Annotated in this window: 20 protein-coding genes and 1 tRNA gene; 10 read left to right on the forward strand and 11 right to left on the reverse strand. The window is 62.6% G+C overall.

What is annotated here, in order from left to right:
- Positions 1 to 142 precede the first annotated feature (142 nt).
- A complete protein-coding gene (locus VGG89_09150; GenBank protein HEY1976699.1) occupies positions 143 to 427 on the reverse strand; it encodes a zinc-ribbon domain containing protein in 285 nt (94 codons plus the stop codon).
- 338 nt (positions 428 to 765) lie between these two features.
- Here VGG89_09150 and rpsR point away from each other — a divergent pair, with 338 nt between their 5' ends.
- The 5 genes from rpsR (at position 766) to VGG89_09175 (ending at position 5,293) form a co-directional block, all read left to right on the forward strand.
- Positions 766 to 1,011 carry a 30S ribosomal protein S18 gene (rpsR, locus tag VGG89_09155; GenBank protein ID HEY1976700.1) on the forward strand — a complete coding sequence of 82 codons (246 nt, stop codon included), beginning with the start codon at positions 766 to 768 and terminating at the stop codon, positions 1,009 to 1,011.
- A gap of 6 nt (positions 1,012 to 1,017) precedes the next feature.
- Positions 1,018 to 1,464 carry a 50S ribosomal protein L9 gene (gene rplI / locus VGG89_09160; protein HEY1976701.1) on the forward strand — a complete coding sequence of 149 codons (447 nt, stop codon included), beginning with the start codon at positions 1,018 to 1,020 and terminating at the stop codon, positions 1,462 to 1,464.
- Between the two features lie 8 nt (positions 1,465 to 1,472).
- Entirely contained in the window at positions 1,473 to 3,428 is a 1,956-nt protein-coding gene (lonC, locus tag VGG89_09165; protein ID HEY1976702.1) for a Lon family ATP-dependent protease, read from the forward strand.
- 129 nt (positions 3,429 to 3,557) lie between these two features.
- Positions 3,558 to 4,934 carry a replicative DNA helicase gene (gene dnaB / locus VGG89_09170; protein ID HEY1976703.1) on the forward strand — a complete coding sequence of 459 codons (1,377 nt, stop codon included), beginning with the start codon at positions 3,558 to 3,560 and terminating at the stop codon, positions 4,932 to 4,934.
- Entirely contained in the window at positions 4,934 to 5,293 is a 360-nt protein-coding gene (locus VGG89_09175) for a VOC family protein (protein HEY1976704.1), read from the forward strand. Before dnaB ends, VGG89_09175 begins: the two co-directional genes overlap by 1 nt.
- 2 nt (positions 5,294 to 5,295) lie before the next feature.
- Here the strand turns inward: VGG89_09175 and VGG89_09180 are convergent, their stop codons facing one another.
- The 3 genes from VGG89_09180 to VGG89_09190 are packed head-to-tail and all read right to left on the reverse strand — an operon-like array spanning position 5,296 to position 6,730.
- Positions 5,296 to 5,718: a YbjN domain-containing protein gene (locus VGG89_09180; GenBank protein HEY1976705.1), complete on the reverse strand. Its 423-nt coding sequence runs from the start codon at positions 5,716 to 5,718 to the stop codon at positions 5,296 to 5,298.
- Between the two features lie 5 nt (positions 5,719 to 5,723).
- Positions 5,724 to 6,191: a hypothetical protein gene (locus VGG89_09185; GenBank protein ID HEY1976706.1), complete on the reverse strand. Its 468-nt coding sequence runs from the start codon at positions 6,189 to 6,191 to the stop codon at positions 5,724 to 5,726.
- A complete protein-coding gene (locus VGG89_09190) occupies positions 6,188 to 6,730 on the reverse strand; it encodes a gamma carbonic anhydrase family protein (GenBank protein ID HEY1976707.1) in 543 nt (180 codons plus the stop codon). Before VGG89_09190 ends, VGG89_09185 begins: the two co-directional genes overlap by 4 nt.
- A 48-nt stretch (positions 6,731 to 6,778) precedes the next feature.
- Here VGG89_09190 and VGG89_09195 point away from each other — a divergent pair, with 48 nt between their 5' ends.
- The 4 genes from VGG89_09195 to VGG89_09210 all read left to right on the forward strand — a co-directional run bounded on the left by VGG89_09195 (position 6,779) and on the right by VGG89_09210 (position 10,064).
- Positions 6,779 to 7,048, forward strand: a complete 270-nt coding sequence (locus VGG89_09195; protein ID HEY1976708.1) for a hypothetical protein — start codon at positions 6,779 to 6,781, stop codon at positions 7,046 to 7,048.
- A gap of 83 nt (positions 7,049 to 7,131) precedes the next feature.
- A complete protein-coding gene (locus VGG89_09200) occupies positions 7,132 to 8,151 on the forward strand; it encodes a hypothetical protein (protein ID HEY1976709.1) in 1,020 nt (339 codons plus the stop codon).
- 61 nt (positions 8,152 to 8,212) lie between these two features.
- Positions 8,213 to 8,287, forward strand: a tRNA-Thr gene (locus tag VGG89_09205).
- Positions 8,288 to 8,789: 502 nt separating this feature from the next.
- Positions 8,790 to 10,064, forward strand: a complete 1,275-nt coding sequence (locus VGG89_09210) for a tetratricopeptide repeat protein (protein ID HEY1976710.1) — start codon at positions 8,790 to 8,792, stop codon at positions 10,062 to 10,064.
- Here the strand turns inward: VGG89_09210 and VGG89_09215 are convergent.
- The 7 genes from VGG89_09215 to VGG89_09245 form a co-directional block, all read right to left on the reverse strand.
- Positions 10,024 to 10,248 carry a hypothetical protein gene (locus tag VGG89_09215; protein HEY1976711.1) on the reverse strand — a complete coding sequence of 75 codons (225 nt, stop codon included), beginning with the start codon at positions 10,246 to 10,248 and terminating at the stop codon, positions 10,024 to 10,026. The two genes, VGG89_09210 and VGG89_09215, sit on opposite strands and share 41 nt — an antisense overlap.
- Before the next feature lie 74 nt (positions 10,249 to 10,322).
- The gene (locus tag VGG89_09220) at positions 10,323 to 10,727 is read right to left on the reverse strand and encodes a hypothetical protein (GenBank protein ID HEY1976712.1); all 405 of its coding nucleotides are present in this window, start codon (positions 10,725 to 10,727) and stop codon (positions 10,323 to 10,325) included.
- 65 nt (positions 10,728 to 10,792) lie between these two features.
- On the reverse strand, positions 10,793 to 11,305 hold the full coding sequence (locus tag VGG89_09225; protein HEY1976713.1) for a cytochrome c: 513 nt from the start codon (positions 11,303 to 11,305) through the stop codon (positions 10,793 to 10,795).
- A 53-nt stretch (positions 11,306 to 11,358) separates the two neighbouring features.
- Complete coding sequence (gene msrB / locus VGG89_09230) at positions 11,359 to 11,865, reverse strand: peptide-methionine (R)-S-oxide reductase MsrB (protein HEY1976714.1); 507 nt, start codon at positions 11,863 to 11,865, stop codon at positions 11,359 to 11,361.
- Complete coding sequence (msrA, locus tag VGG89_09235; protein HEY1976715.1) at positions 11,832 to 12,323, reverse strand: peptide-methionine (S)-S-oxide reductase MsrA; 492 nt, start codon at positions 12,321 to 12,323, stop codon at positions 11,832 to 11,834. The genes msrB and msrA overlap by 34 nt, the downstream gene beginning before the upstream one ends.
- A gap of 41 nt (positions 12,324 to 12,364) precedes the next feature.
- A complete protein-coding gene (gene lysA / locus VGG89_09240) occupies positions 12,365 to 13,591 on the reverse strand; it encodes a diaminopimelate decarboxylase (GenBank protein ID HEY1976716.1) in 1,227 nt (408 codons plus the stop codon).
- A gap of 4 nt (positions 13,592 to 13,595) precedes the next feature.
- Positions 13,596 to 14,651 carry a type I phosphomannose isomerase catalytic subunit gene (locus VGG89_09245; GenBank protein ID HEY1976717.1) on the reverse strand — a complete coding sequence of 352 codons (1,056 nt, stop codon included), beginning with the start codon at positions 14,649 to 14,651 and terminating at the stop codon, positions 13,596 to 13,598.
- A gap of 71 nt (positions 14,652 to 14,722) precedes the next feature.
- Here VGG89_09245 and VGG89_09250 point away from each other — a divergent pair, with 71 nt between their 5' ends.
- Complete coding sequence (locus VGG89_09250; GenBank protein HEY1976718.1) at positions 14,723 to 15,787, forward strand: hypothetical protein; 1,065 nt, start codon at positions 14,723 to 14,725, stop codon at positions 15,785 to 15,787.
- The last annotated feature ends 29 nt before the right edge of the window (positions 15,788 to 15,816 follow it).

The raw sequence follows: 15,816 nt of genomic DNA on the forward strand, positions 1-15,816 counted from the left end.
CGTTCATGCCACCCATTCACGCGCGGCGCGGGAAATGAAAGAGCCCGCTTTACAGCGAGCTCTTTTGTGCTTTCGTCCTTCGACTACGCCCCAACAACTTCGTCGTTAGGGCTGCTCAGGATGACACACGTGACACAGTTGTTTACCGGTAGGACGGCTTCGATTGGAAGCAATCGCGGCAGTAAACCGGCTTGTCGCCGCGGGGCTGGAACGGAACTTCCGCTACGCCGCCGCACTGGCTGCAGGTGGCCTTGAACATTTCGCGCTGACGTCCGCCGCCGCCGCCGCTTTGCGAGCGTCCGGCTTTGCGCACGGCGCGGCAATCCTGGCAACGGCTGGGCTTGTTCGTGAAGCCCTTCATCGCGTAGAATTCTTGCTCGCCCGAAGTAAACGGGAACTGACGTCCGCAATCAACGCACGTGAGCATTTCATTGTTATACATGTGAACTAACGAGTCTCCTCAAGAGGGGTGTGATATTCGTACTCGGGATCCGACTCGCTAGTACTCTTGGGAGCCGCGGGACTTCACTCGGTAACCGCACCACTATACACCAAAACGGCCCAAAAGGTTACAGGGGGCCGGAATTGACGGCCCCCGGGGCGATGTGGCATACTGCCGCGGGGGCTCGGGCAATCGTCCGGGCCGTCTTAAATCCGCCGCGGGGGCCACCCCAAGGCGGTGGTGACGGGCAACCGGCCCGCCACCTGGCTAGGGTCGCCTGGATTCCCGGCGGCCGCCCAACCACCTAGTCGAAAGGACAACCCGTGGCGACCAAAACCAAGCGCCCGCCCAAAGAGCGGCGCCCCAAGCGCAAGCCGTGTAATTTCTGCGCGGACAAAGTACTCGACATCAGCTATCGCGATCTCAACCGCCTCAAGAAGTACGTCTCCGAGCGCGGCAAGATCGTTCCTCGCCGGATCTCCGGCAACTGCGCCAAGCATCAGCGCATGCTCACCGTCGCGATCAAGCGCGCGCGGATCATCGCGTTCCTTCCGTACGTCTCGGAGTAGCTGCCTGTGAAGCTCATCCTTCTGGGCGACGTCAAGGCGCTAGGAAAGAAAGGCGACGTCGTCGACGTTGCCGAGGGATACGCGCGCAACTTTTTGCTGCCGCGCAAGCTTGCGACCGAAGCCGACCGTGGCGCTTTAGCGCAACTCGGTTCGCAACAGAAGGCCAAAGAGCGCCGCGACGCCCAGACGCTAGCCGACGCGCAAGCGCTTGCCGACCGTTTGGCCGCGGCGAAGCTGGCGGTCAAGGCGAAGGCCGGCGGAAACGGCAAACTGTTCGGAGCGGTGACCAACGCCGACGTCGCGTCGGCGATTCAGGAAACGCTGTCGGTGGCCGTCGACAAGCATAAGATCGAGATCAAGAGTCAAATCAAAGCGCTTGGTTCGTATCCGGTGGAAATCAAACTGCACAAGAACGTCGTTGCCAAGACGACCGTCGACGTGGTCGCAGCGTAGCGGCAGCCGTGGGCAGCGCGCAGCTTTACGTCACGCGCTTTCGTCGGAAGTTCGGTGTCGAAGACGAGCTAAGCCGTTACGTCGGCGCGCTCTATGAGATGTTGTCCTCGGTGCTCGGCCAAGACAAAGTCGTGCTCCGTGCGGGCAAGGTCAACGCGCTCAAGATGATGCGCTCGCATCATCTGCCCGACCGCCTGTGCGCTCTGCAGCGTCTGGTCTTCGAAGACCCCACGCTCGAGCGCGCGACGACCCGCGCTCAACAGCGGCGCGTCATCGCGGAGATCGAGGAGGCGATGGCCGATCTCATCGCGCAGCGCCACGCCGAAGAGGCGATCGAGCGGCGCGTCAATGAGAAGATGGCCGAGCGCCACCAGGACTACCTCAAGGACCTCAAGCTCGAGGCGTTGCGGGAGACCGGCGGTCCGGAGACGCCCGCGTCGCAGGCCAAGCTCGAGGAGCTCGAAGCCCTGTCGGCGCGCACGCTTGCGGCCTCGGCGCTGCAGCAGCTGCGTCCCCAGTCGCTGCGCGAGATCGTCGGTCAGGAGGCTGCGGTCAAAGCCCTGCTCGCCAAAGTCAGCTCGCCGTACCCGCAGCACGTCATCCTGTACGGTCCGCCCGGCGTCGGCAAGACCACGGTCGCGCGCTTGGCGCTCGAAGTCGCAAAATCGCGACCGTACACGCCGTTTGCCAAAGACGCGCCGTTCGTCGAATCGAGCGGCACGACGCTGCGCTGGGATCCGCGTGAAACGATCAACCCGTTGCTGGGCAGCGTTCACGATCCCATCTATCAGGGCAGCCGTCGCGAGTTCGCCGATGCGGGCGTGCCCGAACCGAAGCTGGGGCTGGTGACGCGCGCGCACGGCGGCGTGCTGTTCATCGACGAAATCGGCGAGATGGACGCGTCGCTGCAGTCGCGCTTGCTCAAGGTGCTCGAAGATAAGCGCGTCAAGTTCGAGTCGTCGTATTACGACGAAAACGCGCCCAACGTCCCCGAGTACGTCAAGCGCTTGTTCCGCGAGGGTGCGCCTGCCGATTTCATTTTGATCGGCGCGACGACGCGCGAGCCCGACGACATCGATCCCGCGATCCGCTCGCGCTGTGCCGAGATCTTCTTTTCGCCGCTGACGCAGCATCAGATCGTGACCATCGTGCAGGCCGCGATTCGCAGGCTGGGCGCCAAGGTGGCGCGCGGCGTTCCGCAGCTCATCGCGTCGTATACGATCGAAGGCCGCAAGGCCGTGCAGATCGTGGCCGACGGATTCGGTCAGGCGCTCTATCGTCTTTATCCCAACAAGCGTGCCGCGGTGACGAAAAATCCCACCATCACCGAAGACGACGTGCGCGCGGTCGTGCAGACCAGCCGCCTCGTGCAGCACACGCCGGTGAAGGCCCGCGCCAAGCGCGAGATCGGCAAAACCTTCGGCTTGGGCGTGCTGCATTATCTCGGCAGCATCATCGAAATCGAGGCCGTGGCCTTTGCGGCGTCGCAGCACGGCAAAGGAACGGTGCGCTTCAACGAAACCGCCGGCACGATGGCCAAAGATTCCGTGTTCAATGCGACCAGCGTGCTGCGCGCGCACGCGGGCGTCGACATGGCCGACTACGACGTGCACGTCAACGTCGTCGGCGGCGGGAACATCGACGGGCCGTCGGCCGGACTGGCGATTTTCTTGGCGCTGTACTCCGCGGTCACCAAGACGCCGCTGCCGCAAGACGTCGCGATTACCGGCGAGCTCTCGATCCAAGGCAAGGTCCGCGGCGTCGGGGGAATCGTCGAGAAGCTGTACGCGGCGCGCCAGGCCGGAATGCGCTGCGTGATCGTTCCCAAGGAGAACGCGCGCGAGATCGACGCGTCCCTGGCCGGCCTCGAGGTCCTTCCGGTGACCGGCGTGGAGCAGGTTCTGCGCGAGCTGGGCCTCCATCGCCGCCGCGCACCGGCTAAAAACCGCCGCCGGAGCCGCTAGCCCGGCTTCACACTGCCACCCGTATGGCACACTGGGCGGCTACTATCGACAAATGATTCGCAGAATTGTGGCGTCGTGCACAAGGCACCCACAAGGTCATTCACCGCGTCCGCGCTGAGGTAGGCGGCCATGTCCTTGAGTGCGCGCTCCTTCACGCAGTCCATCGATCGCATTCCGCCGCATAATCTCGAGGCCGAGATGGCGGTGCTCGGTTCGATCCTCGTCGATAAGAACATGCTCGAAGTCGTCGACGAAATTTTGCGTCCGGGCGATTTCTACGCCCACGTCCACGAAACGATCTACGACGCGCTGCTCGGTATCTATCGCAACGATAACCGCGCACCGATCGACAAGATCGTTCTCTCCGAAGAGCTCAGACAGCGCGACGCGCTCGAGCGCGTCGGCGGATTACCATACATCAACGCGCTCATGGACACCGTGCAGACGGCGGCCTCGGCACGCTACTATGCGACGATCGTTCACGAAAAAGCGATTTTGCGTTCGCTCATTTCGGCCGGCACCGAGATCACGCAGCAGGGATTCGAAGGCGAAGAAGACGTTACCGAAGCGCTGGAGCGTTCGCAGAAGCTCGTCTTCAATATCGGACAGCGCGGTGTCACGCAGTTCCAGCAGCCCAAAGACCTGCTGCGAAAAGCGTTCGACAAGATCGACCAGCTCTTTCACGCCAAGGGCGATCGCACCGGACTCACGTCGGGCTTTTCGAAGATCGACGACGTCACCGGCGGCTTTCAAGAGGGCAACTTCATCATCGTCGCGGCCCGGCCGGGCATGGGCAAGACGTCGTTCGCGCTCAACATGGCGGTCGCCGCGGCTCGCGTCGACGAGTTGCCGATCGCGTTCTTCTCGCTCGAAATGTCCAGCGACGAACTGATTCAGCGCTTGATTTGCTCTGAGGCTCGCATTCAGATGCACGACGTGCGCCGCGGCAACATCAAGGGCGACCAATGGGAAGACCTTTCGCGCGCGATGGGCACGCTGCACGAGCTGCCGATCTTCCTCGACGACACCGGCGGTCTCACCGTCAGCGACATCCGGCATCGCTGCCGGCGGCTCAAATCGTCGAACGGAAAGTTGGGGGCGATCTTCGTGGATTATCTCCAGTTGCTGCGGCCGTCGGTCGCGTCGCGCAACGCCAACCGCAACGAAGAGATCTCGGAGATTTGCCGCGCGCTCAAAGAGACCGCCAAGGAGCTCAGCGTTCCGATCGTCGCTCTCGCGCAGCTCAATCGCGCGCTCGAATCGCGCAACGAGAAGCGGCCAATGCTCGCCGACCTGCGCGACTCCGGTTCGATCGAGCAAGAGGCCGACATCGTGACGTTCTTGTACCGCGAGGGCAAGTATCACGAGGCGACCGAAGCCGACAAAACCGAGTTTATTTTCGCCAAACATCGGAACGGTCCGACGCCCACCATCCTGCTGCGCTTTCAGCAGGAATATACGTTGTTCGTGCCTTATGGCGATGAAGCACACTACCCGCCACCGTAATGATGATGCACACGAAACTACGACTCTCGCACCTCAGCCTCGGGGTTTCGAACGTCGGAACGTCCGAGCGATTCTACGGCGATATTCTCGGCTTACCGGCGCAGCGCGTCGACGATCAAGTCGAAATTCGCTGGAACGATTTCGTGTTGATCCTGACGTCGAGCCCGCCGGCCGGACGCGGAAAGTTTCACTTCGGCTTTCGCGTCGATAGCGCCGAAGAAGTCGACGCTTGGGCCGCGCGCCTGCGCGATCGCGGCGTGGAAATCGTCATCGGCCCCTCGGGCGAGAACGGCCGTCGCCAGCTGTTCTGCATCGATCCCGACGACTACAAGCTAGAAATCTACAGCGAAGAACCCTAGCGTCACGGGGTTTCGGGGGTTTCGTCGTGCCCTAAGGCGGCGAAGAACTCCGTGGCCGTATCGCGCAGGGCGTCGAGCAGGCGGCCGAAATGGGGCCGAATCTCCTCGGCGTCGTCGACGCACAGCTCGACGGTAAAGAGCGCGTCGCACTCTTCCTCCCAAATCGCCGTCTTGACGAACTTCTTGCGCACGTTGAGCGCGTTGGCGATCGAAACGGCCTGTGCGAAGTCGCAATCCGACGCGAGCGCCCATCCCGAGCCCACCATCACGAAGTTCGGATCGTCGCGATAGCCGACGACGAAATACCGATCGCCTTCACTTTTGAACGTGATGCGCAGGGCCTCGTCGTCATCGTCGCGCGTAAAGAGCAGCCCTTCCTCCTCGATCGCGGCTTCGATCGGCGCAAGGTGATCGTTTTTCCCCAACGAGGCTACCGTTCGCCTTTCATGAACTGCCGGATGAACTTATCGGCGGCGGCCTTACTTTCGCTGCGATCGACGATGCGCTCGACGGCGGAGTTCCCGGCTTCGCGCAGCCGGCTCACGACGTTCCAAAAATGCTTGAAGAAGGTGTCCATGTCGACCGCTTGATACTCCACGGTGGCGACGAAGATGGTGTCGTCGTGCGCCAGGATGAAACGCGTTTCGGGAAAGTCCGTCTCGACGTCACCGAGCGCTTCGACCGTGTGCGTCCGGTCGCGTACCCAATCGGGTATCTCGTATGCGGTCGACAGCGTGTAGCGGTTGGGTTCCAGCTCGGAAACCGAGATCGAGAACATCTGCCCGCGCGTACGAAAGACGAGCTCGGACAACTCCCCGACCCCTTCGATCGGAGACGTCTCGACCTTGTGACCTTCGGTTTCCAGAAAACTCGCGATTTGCTCGGCGGCGGTCATCAAATCCGGATCTCCTGGTCCTCCGGCGCGCCGATGCTTTGCGCGAGATAACTGCGAGAGAGCTTGACGTACTCGCCCGCGGAGATGCGAATCCACGTGGCGGCCTCGCCCTCGATGGTCTTTTTGACCTTTGCGGGAGCGCCGGCGGCGACGACGCCCGGCGGAATCTCCGCGCGCTCGCCGACGACGCTGCCGGCCGCGATGAGCGCGCCCTCGCCGATCGTGCAGCCGTTGAGCAAGGTCGAGTTGCTGCCGATGAGCGCGTAACGTTTGATGTCGCAATCTTCCATGACGGCGGCGTGCCCGACGGTGACGTCGTCGCCGATGAGCGTGGCGCCGTCCTCGCTGACGTGCACGACGGCGTTGTCTTGAATCGAGGTGCGCGCCCCAACGCGTATCGGTCCGTTGTCCGCGCGCAGGACGGCGCCGAACCAGATGCTCGATTGAGGCCCCACTTCGACGTCGCCGATCAAGACGGCGGTCGGCGCGACGAACGCAGAGGGATCGACGCGCGGCCGCTTGCCGCGGTATTCGATGATCATTCGCCATGCTTCGCAGCCTCGCGCGGCGAACCTCGGTAGAACCGCATTATGCACAGACATCAGACTCCGCTGCGCGGCGTCAAGGCGACGCCGCAGCCCAAGGCAGACGATCCGAACTACACGGCAATCAACTACGAATATGCCGGGCGCGTCGGCCACATCCACGAGGTCGTGGAAATCGGCGGCCGCGAACTCGCGAAGGTCGGCTTCCCCGACCGTAAGATCGTCTATTACTTCCTCGACGACTTGGAGCTCGACGAGAGCGCCAAACGGGGCACGTTTCACGACGACGATCTCGCCCGCGGGTCTTCACACTAGGAGGAAGGGGCCAAGCGCCGGGTTGGGAGGCAAGGCCGCTCCGGCAGAAGGCAGGCGCTCACCGTTTGCTTCGGAGCTTCCTGATGAAACGTACCGTCGCTCTTGCCGTCGCCGCCGCGACGCTTGTCTCGTGTTCCGCGCCGGCCGGATCCGGCGCGCGCTTTACCCCGCAGAACGCGTCACCCTTTTCGTCGCTTCACGCGGACGCAGCGAGAGTCACCGGCGCATATTTCGTGCCGTCATTCGGCTGCGTCAACGTTGGCGGCTTGGCTGCCGGTCCCGGTAAAAAGATGTGGTTCACGGAGTTCGAGGGGGACGCAATTGGCTCCGTGACGACGGATGGAACGGTGAGCGTCTATCCGACGGGTTCGGGTTCGCAGCCAAACGGGATCGTGGCCAGACGTAAGACCGTTTGGTCGGGCGGTTTCGGCGGCACCGTGTTCAAAAGCACGGCGAAGGGAGCCCTCACGAGTTTTCCCATCGCGGGCGCGCACATTGGCAACCTCGTCGTCGGGCCCGACAAAAACGTGTGGTTCGGCGACTACGGAAACGACAAGGTTGGGCGAATCACCAAGACCGGTGCGATAACGGAGTTTGCGATGAATCCCGGATCTTATCCGGGCAGCATTGTGGTGGGACCCGATAAGAACTTTTGGATAGCGGAGGCTCGAGCGTTCCTGAAGATGAGCGTCAGCGGAGCGATCCTCAAGGTCTATAACGGCAACAAAAAGCTGACGAAGAACGAAACGCTCGACTCAATCATCGCGGCGCCCGACGGCAACCTATACTTTACCGAAAGCGCCAACGACAACCAGACTCCCGACAAAATCGGCCGGATCACGACCAAAGGGAAGATAAGCGAAATCGCAACGTTGCCGGTCTCCTCGTATCCCGATCGCATGGTCGTCGGTAAAGACGGAAACGTCTACTTTACGATTCACGAGATGCAGGCCGTCGGAGAGATCAACCTCGCCTCCGGCAAAGTTTCATACCACTGGCTCGCGATGACGCATGGCGATACCGGAGCGCAGTCCATAGCCGAGGGTCCCGACAAGCGACTTTGGCTGGGCGGCTGTTACACGATCTACGCCGTGTCGTATTAGCCGAAAAAAGAAGGGCTGGAGCGCGCCCTGTGGAACGAGGGGCGGCGCCATTTTCGAATGCGCCGACGTAGCTCAACGGTAGAGCAATCGCTTCGTAAGCGATAGGTTACCGGTTCAAATCCGGTCGTCGGCTCCATCATTTTACATCAACAATCTGAAGCCAAGATTTTCACGCGTTCGCAGCGAACGCATGTTTGGCATGGGACTTTCTCGCACTTGCCTTCGTGATGGTTGCACGCGCGTTACAAAGAAGAACGCATCACGGTACTGTTCCCTAAGGTGTCAGTTCGATCATCAACACGAACGGTACATCAGCAAGTGGAAAGCCGGCGCGATCGACGGCACGACTACGTCCTTTGGAAAACCGTCACTACACATTCGGCGTTACCTTCTAGAAGCGGCCGACTATCGATGTTCGATTTGTGGTTGGTGCGAACGGCACCCCAAGACCGGACTGGTGCCCCTCCACCTCGACCACATCGACGGGAACGCGCAAAACAATCGCCCAGAGAACCTCCGGCTACTTTGTCCAAATCATCATGCGCTTACGGAAACATACGGGAACGGCAACAAGGGAAACGGACGTCCGGGCCGCAGGGCTAGGTACCTAAAAGGCGTCAAGTTTTCGCCGCTGATGCATGGAAAAAGATGGATTAGCCCTCAACGACAGGGCGGTCGAGCTCTTTCGTAACGGGCGTGCCGAAGAGGCGCGCGCGCTTTTGGAAGCGTTCCTTAGCGAACATCCGCAGAGCGTCGTCGCGCGCGTCAATCTGGGTTATATGCTTTTCGCCGCGCGCGATTTCGACGGCGCGCTCGAGGCGTACGGGCGCGCCGCGGACTCGTATCCGGGCTCGGTGCAGGCGTACCATGGATTGTCTTCGGTCTACGACGCTTTGGGCGACGAGGAACGCAGCCGATGGGCGTTCGATCGCGCCTGCCGGCTCGAACCAATTCGCAAACGGCCATACCGGGGAACCGGCTCCCCAAAAAATGTGTTGCTGCTATGCTCGGCCTACATCGCTAACCTCAACGCATACGCGCTGCTCGACGCCCGTGCGTTCGCGATCACGACCGCGTTCGTCGAGTATGCCGATCCGCAGGCGCTGCGCGGGCACGACGTCGTCTTCAATGCGATCAGCGAGCCGGAACGAGCCGGCGACGCGCTCGACCGCGCGCAGTCGCTCATTGCGTCGCTCGGCATCCCCGCCGTCAATGCTCCGGCGGCAGTCCGCGCTTCGACGCGCGAGAACAACGCATTGCGTCTTGCCGGAATCGACGGTGCGGTGGTACCGCGCGTTCGGCGCATCCCGAAAAGCGCGCTCGTTGCGGGCGACGTCCCTTCAGGAACGGCGTATCCTGCGATCGTCCGTGCGATCGGCCATCACGACGGCCGGCACATGGAGCGGGTCGATACGGCGGAAGAACTCCTTGCGCGCGTCGCCCAACTTCCCGGCGAGGAGGTCCACCTCATCGGCTACGTCGACGTTCGATCCGAAGACGGCAACGTGAGGAAGTATCGCATGACGATCGCCGGTAGCGAGTTGTATCCGTTGCACCTCGCAGTGTCGAGGCGATGGAAAGTCCACTACGTCACGTCCGACATGGAAGATTCGCCCGAAAATCGCGCCGAGGACGAACGGTTTCTGCGCGATCCGGCTGCAGTCGTGGGCGGCCGGGCGATGTCGGCGCTGCACGCCGTGCGAGAGAGGCTAAAGCTGGACTACGGCGGCATCGACTTTGGACTCGACCGCGACGGAAACGCCGTCATCTTCGAGGCGAACGCCTCGATGTTCGTTCCCCCGGCTGGTAACGATGCGAAATGGTCCTACCGGCGCGAGCCCACGGCGCGCATCGTCGACGCAGTAACTAGATTCATGGTGTCGGCGTCATCGACGCGAGCGGCGTCGGACTGAGCAGCGGGGAAGGCGACGGCGTCGGCATTAGCGTCGGCAGCGGTCGCGGCGTCGGTATCGGCGTCATAACGGGCATGGGCGTGATAATCGGGTTAGGGGTTACTTGCGCGACCGGAACGCTTTGCGAGCGAGCGATTCCAAACGTCGTACCCAGGACGAGCAAAGCAAACAGAAGGGTCTTCATACTGCTTCTTTTACCCGAATTGCTAGGCCCGCGAACGTTTCGATTCGCGGGCCTCTTTTTGTGCTAGGGTGCGGCTAGTGCGACGAGGGCGCTATCCACAGCGTCGAGTCTTGCCACTTCACCTTGGTCGGAACGCAGTGCTGAACTTCTTGTCCGGCATACGTGACGTCGTTATAGAGGCTGAAATGGTGCTGGATTTCGACGCCCGGCGAAAACGTGCCGTAATCGGTGACGGTGCGCAAGAAGTGCTGCGCGGCGTTACGGTACGTGACCGCAAACGTGATTTGCGACGCTTTCTTCTTACCGTAGATGATGTAGTCGATTTGGGTTCCACTGGCATTCTTGCTCAACGGCTTGGGTGGCGTCACGAAGCACTGCTTGACGAGCACCGGCGCGGCGGCGGAAGCGGGTGCGACGCTCACGCCGGCGAGCACTGCGGCCAGTACCGTGAGGGCAGAAAGACGACCGAGAAGGCTCATAGGAATATATAGCTCCTTTCAGGCAGCCAGGTTATGCCCGCTCGTCGGCGGGCACCTGCCGGACGCTACTTGGAGACACCGGAAACCTGCGCTTCGGTAATGGCCGGAGCTTTATTTCCCCACGAGCTGCGAACGTAGGTCAGCGCCGCCGCGATATCGGCGTTGGAAAGCTGCGTTCCCCACGCAGGCATCATTCCGTTGAACGTTTTTCCGCTGACGCTAACGGCTCCCGACAAACCAAACTTCACGATGTGAATCACCTTCGCTGGATCGCCGGTGACGACCGGATTGCCGGCGAGCGGCGGAAACGCGCCCGGAGAGCCTTGGCCGTTGACCTGGTGACAGCTCGAGCAGTTGGTTTGATACACTTTGGCGCCGTTGCCCGCCGGCGCGCCTGCGGCCATCATGTTCGACGCCGACGTAGGAGCGCTCGTTGCCGGCGGAGATTCTCCCGGAGCCGCCGACTCGGCAGCCGCCGACGATTCCGACGTCGCGCTGGAGCTGCTGCTCTGCGAGCACGCCGTTATCGCGACGAATGCGACTGCGCCGGCACCGAGCATCCGCAAGAACGGTTGCATGGTCGTTCCTCCTGCGCGGAGGGCATTGTCGTACGGCTTGCGGTTTCCTGCGCCTACGCGGCGACGAAGCGTAACGCGAGACCGTCGATGCAATAACGCAGATACGTCGGCGAGGGACCGTCGTCAAAAATGTGTCCGAGATGTCCGCCGCACTGCCGGCAGTGCACTTCGGTGCGCTCTTCGATCAACTCGTGATCGGCTTGCTTTGCAATTGCGTTGGGCAGCACGTCCCAAAACGACGGCCAGCCGTCACCGCTGTCGTACTTCGTTTTCGACGTGAACAGCGCGAGATTGCAGCCGGCGCAGCGATACGTACCGACGCGCTTTTCGCCGATCAACGGGCTCGAGTTCGGCGGCTCCGTGCCGCCCTCGCGCAAAATATAGTATCGATCGTCGCCGAGGAGCTGACGCCACTGCGCGTCGGTATGCGTGACCGCATAGTTGCCGCTCGTCGCGCTGCGCGCGCGACCGAGCGTCGCCAGTGCCAACGCGCCGCCGCCCAGCGCCGCCACGAATGCCGCGCGCTTCATTTGCGCGCGATCGACGGAGTAATGTGACATGCCGCACCGCCGTTCTTCTCAAAATATCGCTGATGATACTCTTCGGCAGGCCAAAAGCGGGCTGCCGGTACGATCTGCGTCACGATCGGCCGCTGATGACGGCTCCGTTCGCGATCGCGCGACGCCGTCGCTTCGGCGAACTGCTCGGGCGAGTGGGTAAAGACCGCCGAGCGATACTGATCGCCGACGTCGGGACCTTGACGATTGAGCTGCGTCGGATCGTGAATCTCCCAAAACGCGTCGAGCAGTTGGTCGAAGCTCACGCGCTGCGGGTCGAACGTGACTTCGACGGCCTCGGCGTGGCCGGTCGTGTGGCCGCAGACTTCGCGGTACGTGGGGTTGTCGGTCCGTCCGCCGGTGTAGCCCGAGACGGCGTCGACCACGCCGGGGACTTGGCGGAAGGCTGCTTCGACGCCCCAGAAGCAGCCGGCGGCAAAGGTGGCGGTTTGGGTGCTCATACGCCTTAAGAACGCCTGCGGCCGGCGTCCGGATGCGTCGGTTATCCTCCGACCTCGTTGCGCAGCACGTCGTCGAGCGTCTCGCGCCGTACCCAGAGGCGATGCGTCCCCGCCTGAATGGCTGCGACCGCGGGCCGAGGGAGCCGATTGTAGTTGCCGGCCATGCTAAAGGTGTAGGCTCCGGTCGTCTGCATCGCCAGCAGCGCTCCGGGCTGCAGATCGCTCGGCAGCTCGGCGTTCGAGAGCTCGTCGTTTTCACACGTGCGCCCGCAAACGGTCATCGTCGTCGGAGCAGCCTTCGACGGCTCGACGGCGACGACGCGATAACGCGCGCCGTAGAGCGCCGGACGCGGATTTTCATACATACCGCCGTCGACGACGACGAACGTGCGATGGCTTTGACGCTTCACGGCGAGAACGCGATACAGCGTCGTACCCGCCGCCGCAACGATCGCTCGTCCCGGCTCGACGCCGATGCGCGGCGACGCGAGGCCGAGATCGCCCGCGCAGTCGCGGACGCAGCGCGCCACGTCGGCGATTACGGCGCCGGGGTCGAGCGCTTCGTCGTCGTCGGGATGCGTCGGTACGCCGAAACCGCCGCCGATGATGACGCGCTCGGTTCGCAGCCCGTGCGCGGCAAAACGCGCGGCGCCCTCGACGAGCGCGTGCGAGTTGGCGACGAACGGCGCGCTCTCGAAGATCTGCGAGCCGACGTGGGCGTGCAGTCCCACGAAGCGCAGCTGCGGATTGTCGAGTAAGATCTGCGCGGCCGCCGCCTCGTCGTGCTGCGCGACGCCGAACTTGGTGTCGCTGCCGCCGGTGCGCACGAACGCGTGCGTGTGCGCCTCGATTCCAGTGTTTAAACGCAGCATGACGTTGGCCGGTTGTCCGAACGAAGCCAGGCGCGCGAGCTCGTCGATCGCGTCGATGACGATTCGTCCCGCGCGCCCTTCGACTGCAGCGCGCAGCTCGGTCTCGCTCTTTCCCGCGCCGTGCAGCGTGATGCGCGCGGCGGCGAAACCGGCTCGCTCGGCGGCAACGAGTTCGCCCAGCGAACAAACGTCGAGGCCTATGCCGGGGTGCGCGGCGAGATGTCGACCGAACCCGATACAGAAGAAGGCCTTCGCGGCGTAAGCGATTTCAACGCCGTACCGATCGCACGCGACGTGAAGACTCGCAATCGAAGCGTCGACGGCATCGACGTTGATCGCGACGAGCGGCGTATCGTAGGTTTGCGCCAGGTCGGCGACGTCGACGCCGCTGATCAACAAGTCAGAACTGCTCCATAAAGCGATCGATCGTCGCTTGTTCGACGCCCGCGGCCAACATGCGTACGGGAAGAAGCTCGCGGCCTGCCGGCGGCGTTACGAGCATGAACGGTGAGCTATCGCCGGGCGAGCGGACCGTGCACCATTGCGTGGCCGCCGGCGCGAGCACCGTTTGGTACGGTTCGAGCGCGATCGTGACGTCGTTGCACGTGACCTCTAGTCGTGCGTCCAGCGACATGACGATCAGCGGCCGTTCGTTGGTCGCCATCGACGCGGGCTCCGGTCCGGCGGATGCGCGTTCGACGACGAAACGCGGGTCGGCGATGAGCGCGGTGCGTTCTATCCCCTCAAAAACGTACGGAACTTGCATCAGCGGGCCGGTCGTGCCCCGGCAATAATCCAGGACGTCGGCCGCCTTTTGTACGTGGAGCTCGCGCGGCTTCCCATCGGCGCCGACGCGATTCCAATCGAACATGCGGTAGGTCAAATCGCTGGCCTGCTGCGTTTCGAAGAGCACGATGCCCGCACCGATGGCGTGAACCGTGCCGGCCGGAATATAGACCGTGTCGCCCGCTTTGACCGGAATGCGCCGAAGAATGTCACCGAGCGTACCGTCGGCAACGCGCGCTTCGTATTCGGCGCGCGAGGTGTCGCGGTTCCATCCCAGCACCAGCTCCGCGCCGGGCTGGGCTGAAAAGACGTACCAGCATTCGGTCTTACCGTTGGGTTGATGCTCGACGCGCTGCGCGTACGCGTCGTCGGGATGCACTTGCACGGAAAGCCAGTCGTGGGCCGTGATGATCTTCGTGAGCACCGGAAAAATGCGCGACGGATCCAAATCGCCCAAAAACTGAGCGCCTAAGGTCGCGCGCAGGTCGGCCACGGTTTTCTTGGCAAACGCGCCGTCGGTCACCGGGTTGCTATCCCAGCACTCCCACGATTCGCCGAGTTTGGCGTTGGGATCGCCGTGCTTACCGAACTCGGTGACGAGCTCGTTTCCGCCCCAGATCGCGGGAGCGAGTTTTGGATCGAGCACGTAGGGATACAGAGTGCGGTCCATCACAGGGCCTATTCTCCGCCCTTACCGAAACTCCCAACCATGCAAAAAGAGATCTTGCACGAGGACGAGGAATGATCGCGGCGCTCGTCATCCTAGCGGCGCTCTCATGGCAGCCGGCTAGCGCCGACTATGTCGCGCTCAAACACGCCGCGCTCGCCGGCAACTTTCCGATCCACTACGTCGACAAAAAGCCGTCGGAGATGCCGCGCTACGACCGCGTAGCGTTTTATCCCGGTCCCGCCGACCCGCACTACATCTGGGAGAATAGCGCTGACAAGAGTTCTCCCGACCGTACGCGTTACGTCAATCGCGCGCTGATTCTCGCGGCGATGGATTTCGGCTCGGCGGGCGATCAGTGGAAGCGCTACTACGACGATCTCGTTGCGCAAGATAACGCGCAGCCCGCGCCGGTGTCAGATCCGTACCGTTATCGCCACGCATTTCTCGACGAAATGGGCGCCAAGCTCGAAGCGCTCGCACCGGCTATCCCCGCGGCGCCGGCGGATCCCACGATCGATGCCGCGGCGGCAAAGGTTTCCGAGCAGGACCTCGCGTTCGTCACGAACGGCTATATCCAGACGCCCGTGGCCGCCGAGGTGGCGGCGCTGCCCTCAGACGTGTTCGCGCGGTACGCCGGACCCCGTACCAAAAACACGTACACGATCTACGTCGTCGACCGAAACGGCCTGATCGACGACTACGAGTTTTATACCGATCGAGTTCCGGCGGGAAGCGACGATGCGGTCAGAGGCGCGTTCTTCGAGGCGATCGTCGACAGCGGCAGAGCGGGACCCGACCTCAAGGCGTCGTACGACGCGGCGGCCGACAAAACGCGCTTCGGCTTAATTCTCGCTCGAGCGTTCGACATGCAAAACGATCGTCTCGAAACATCGGGACGCGACGAAGTCGCGTGGATCTTCAAAACGCTGCGCGCCGGAATGAGCCGCGATCGCGTCAGCGCGCTGCTTAGGCGGCGCGATCTGCAAATCGACCAAAAGCCGCGAGTCGACGTTCTGGATTTTCCGATCCACTCGAGCATCGTGTGCAGCACGTCGATCCCGGTCGCGTTTACCTTCGATACCGCCGGACGTCTCACGCAAATCGAGCAGCAGCCGGATCACACGGTCTGCCTCTAGGGCCCCCACGGTTCATCCAAGGCTGAACC

Source organism: Candidatus Baltobacteraceae bacterium, assembly GCA_036488875.1.
In the GTDB taxonomy this organism is placed as follows: domain Bacteria; phylum Vulcanimicrobiota; class Vulcanimicrobiia; order Vulcanimicrobiales; family Vulcanimicrobiaceae; genus JAFAHZ01.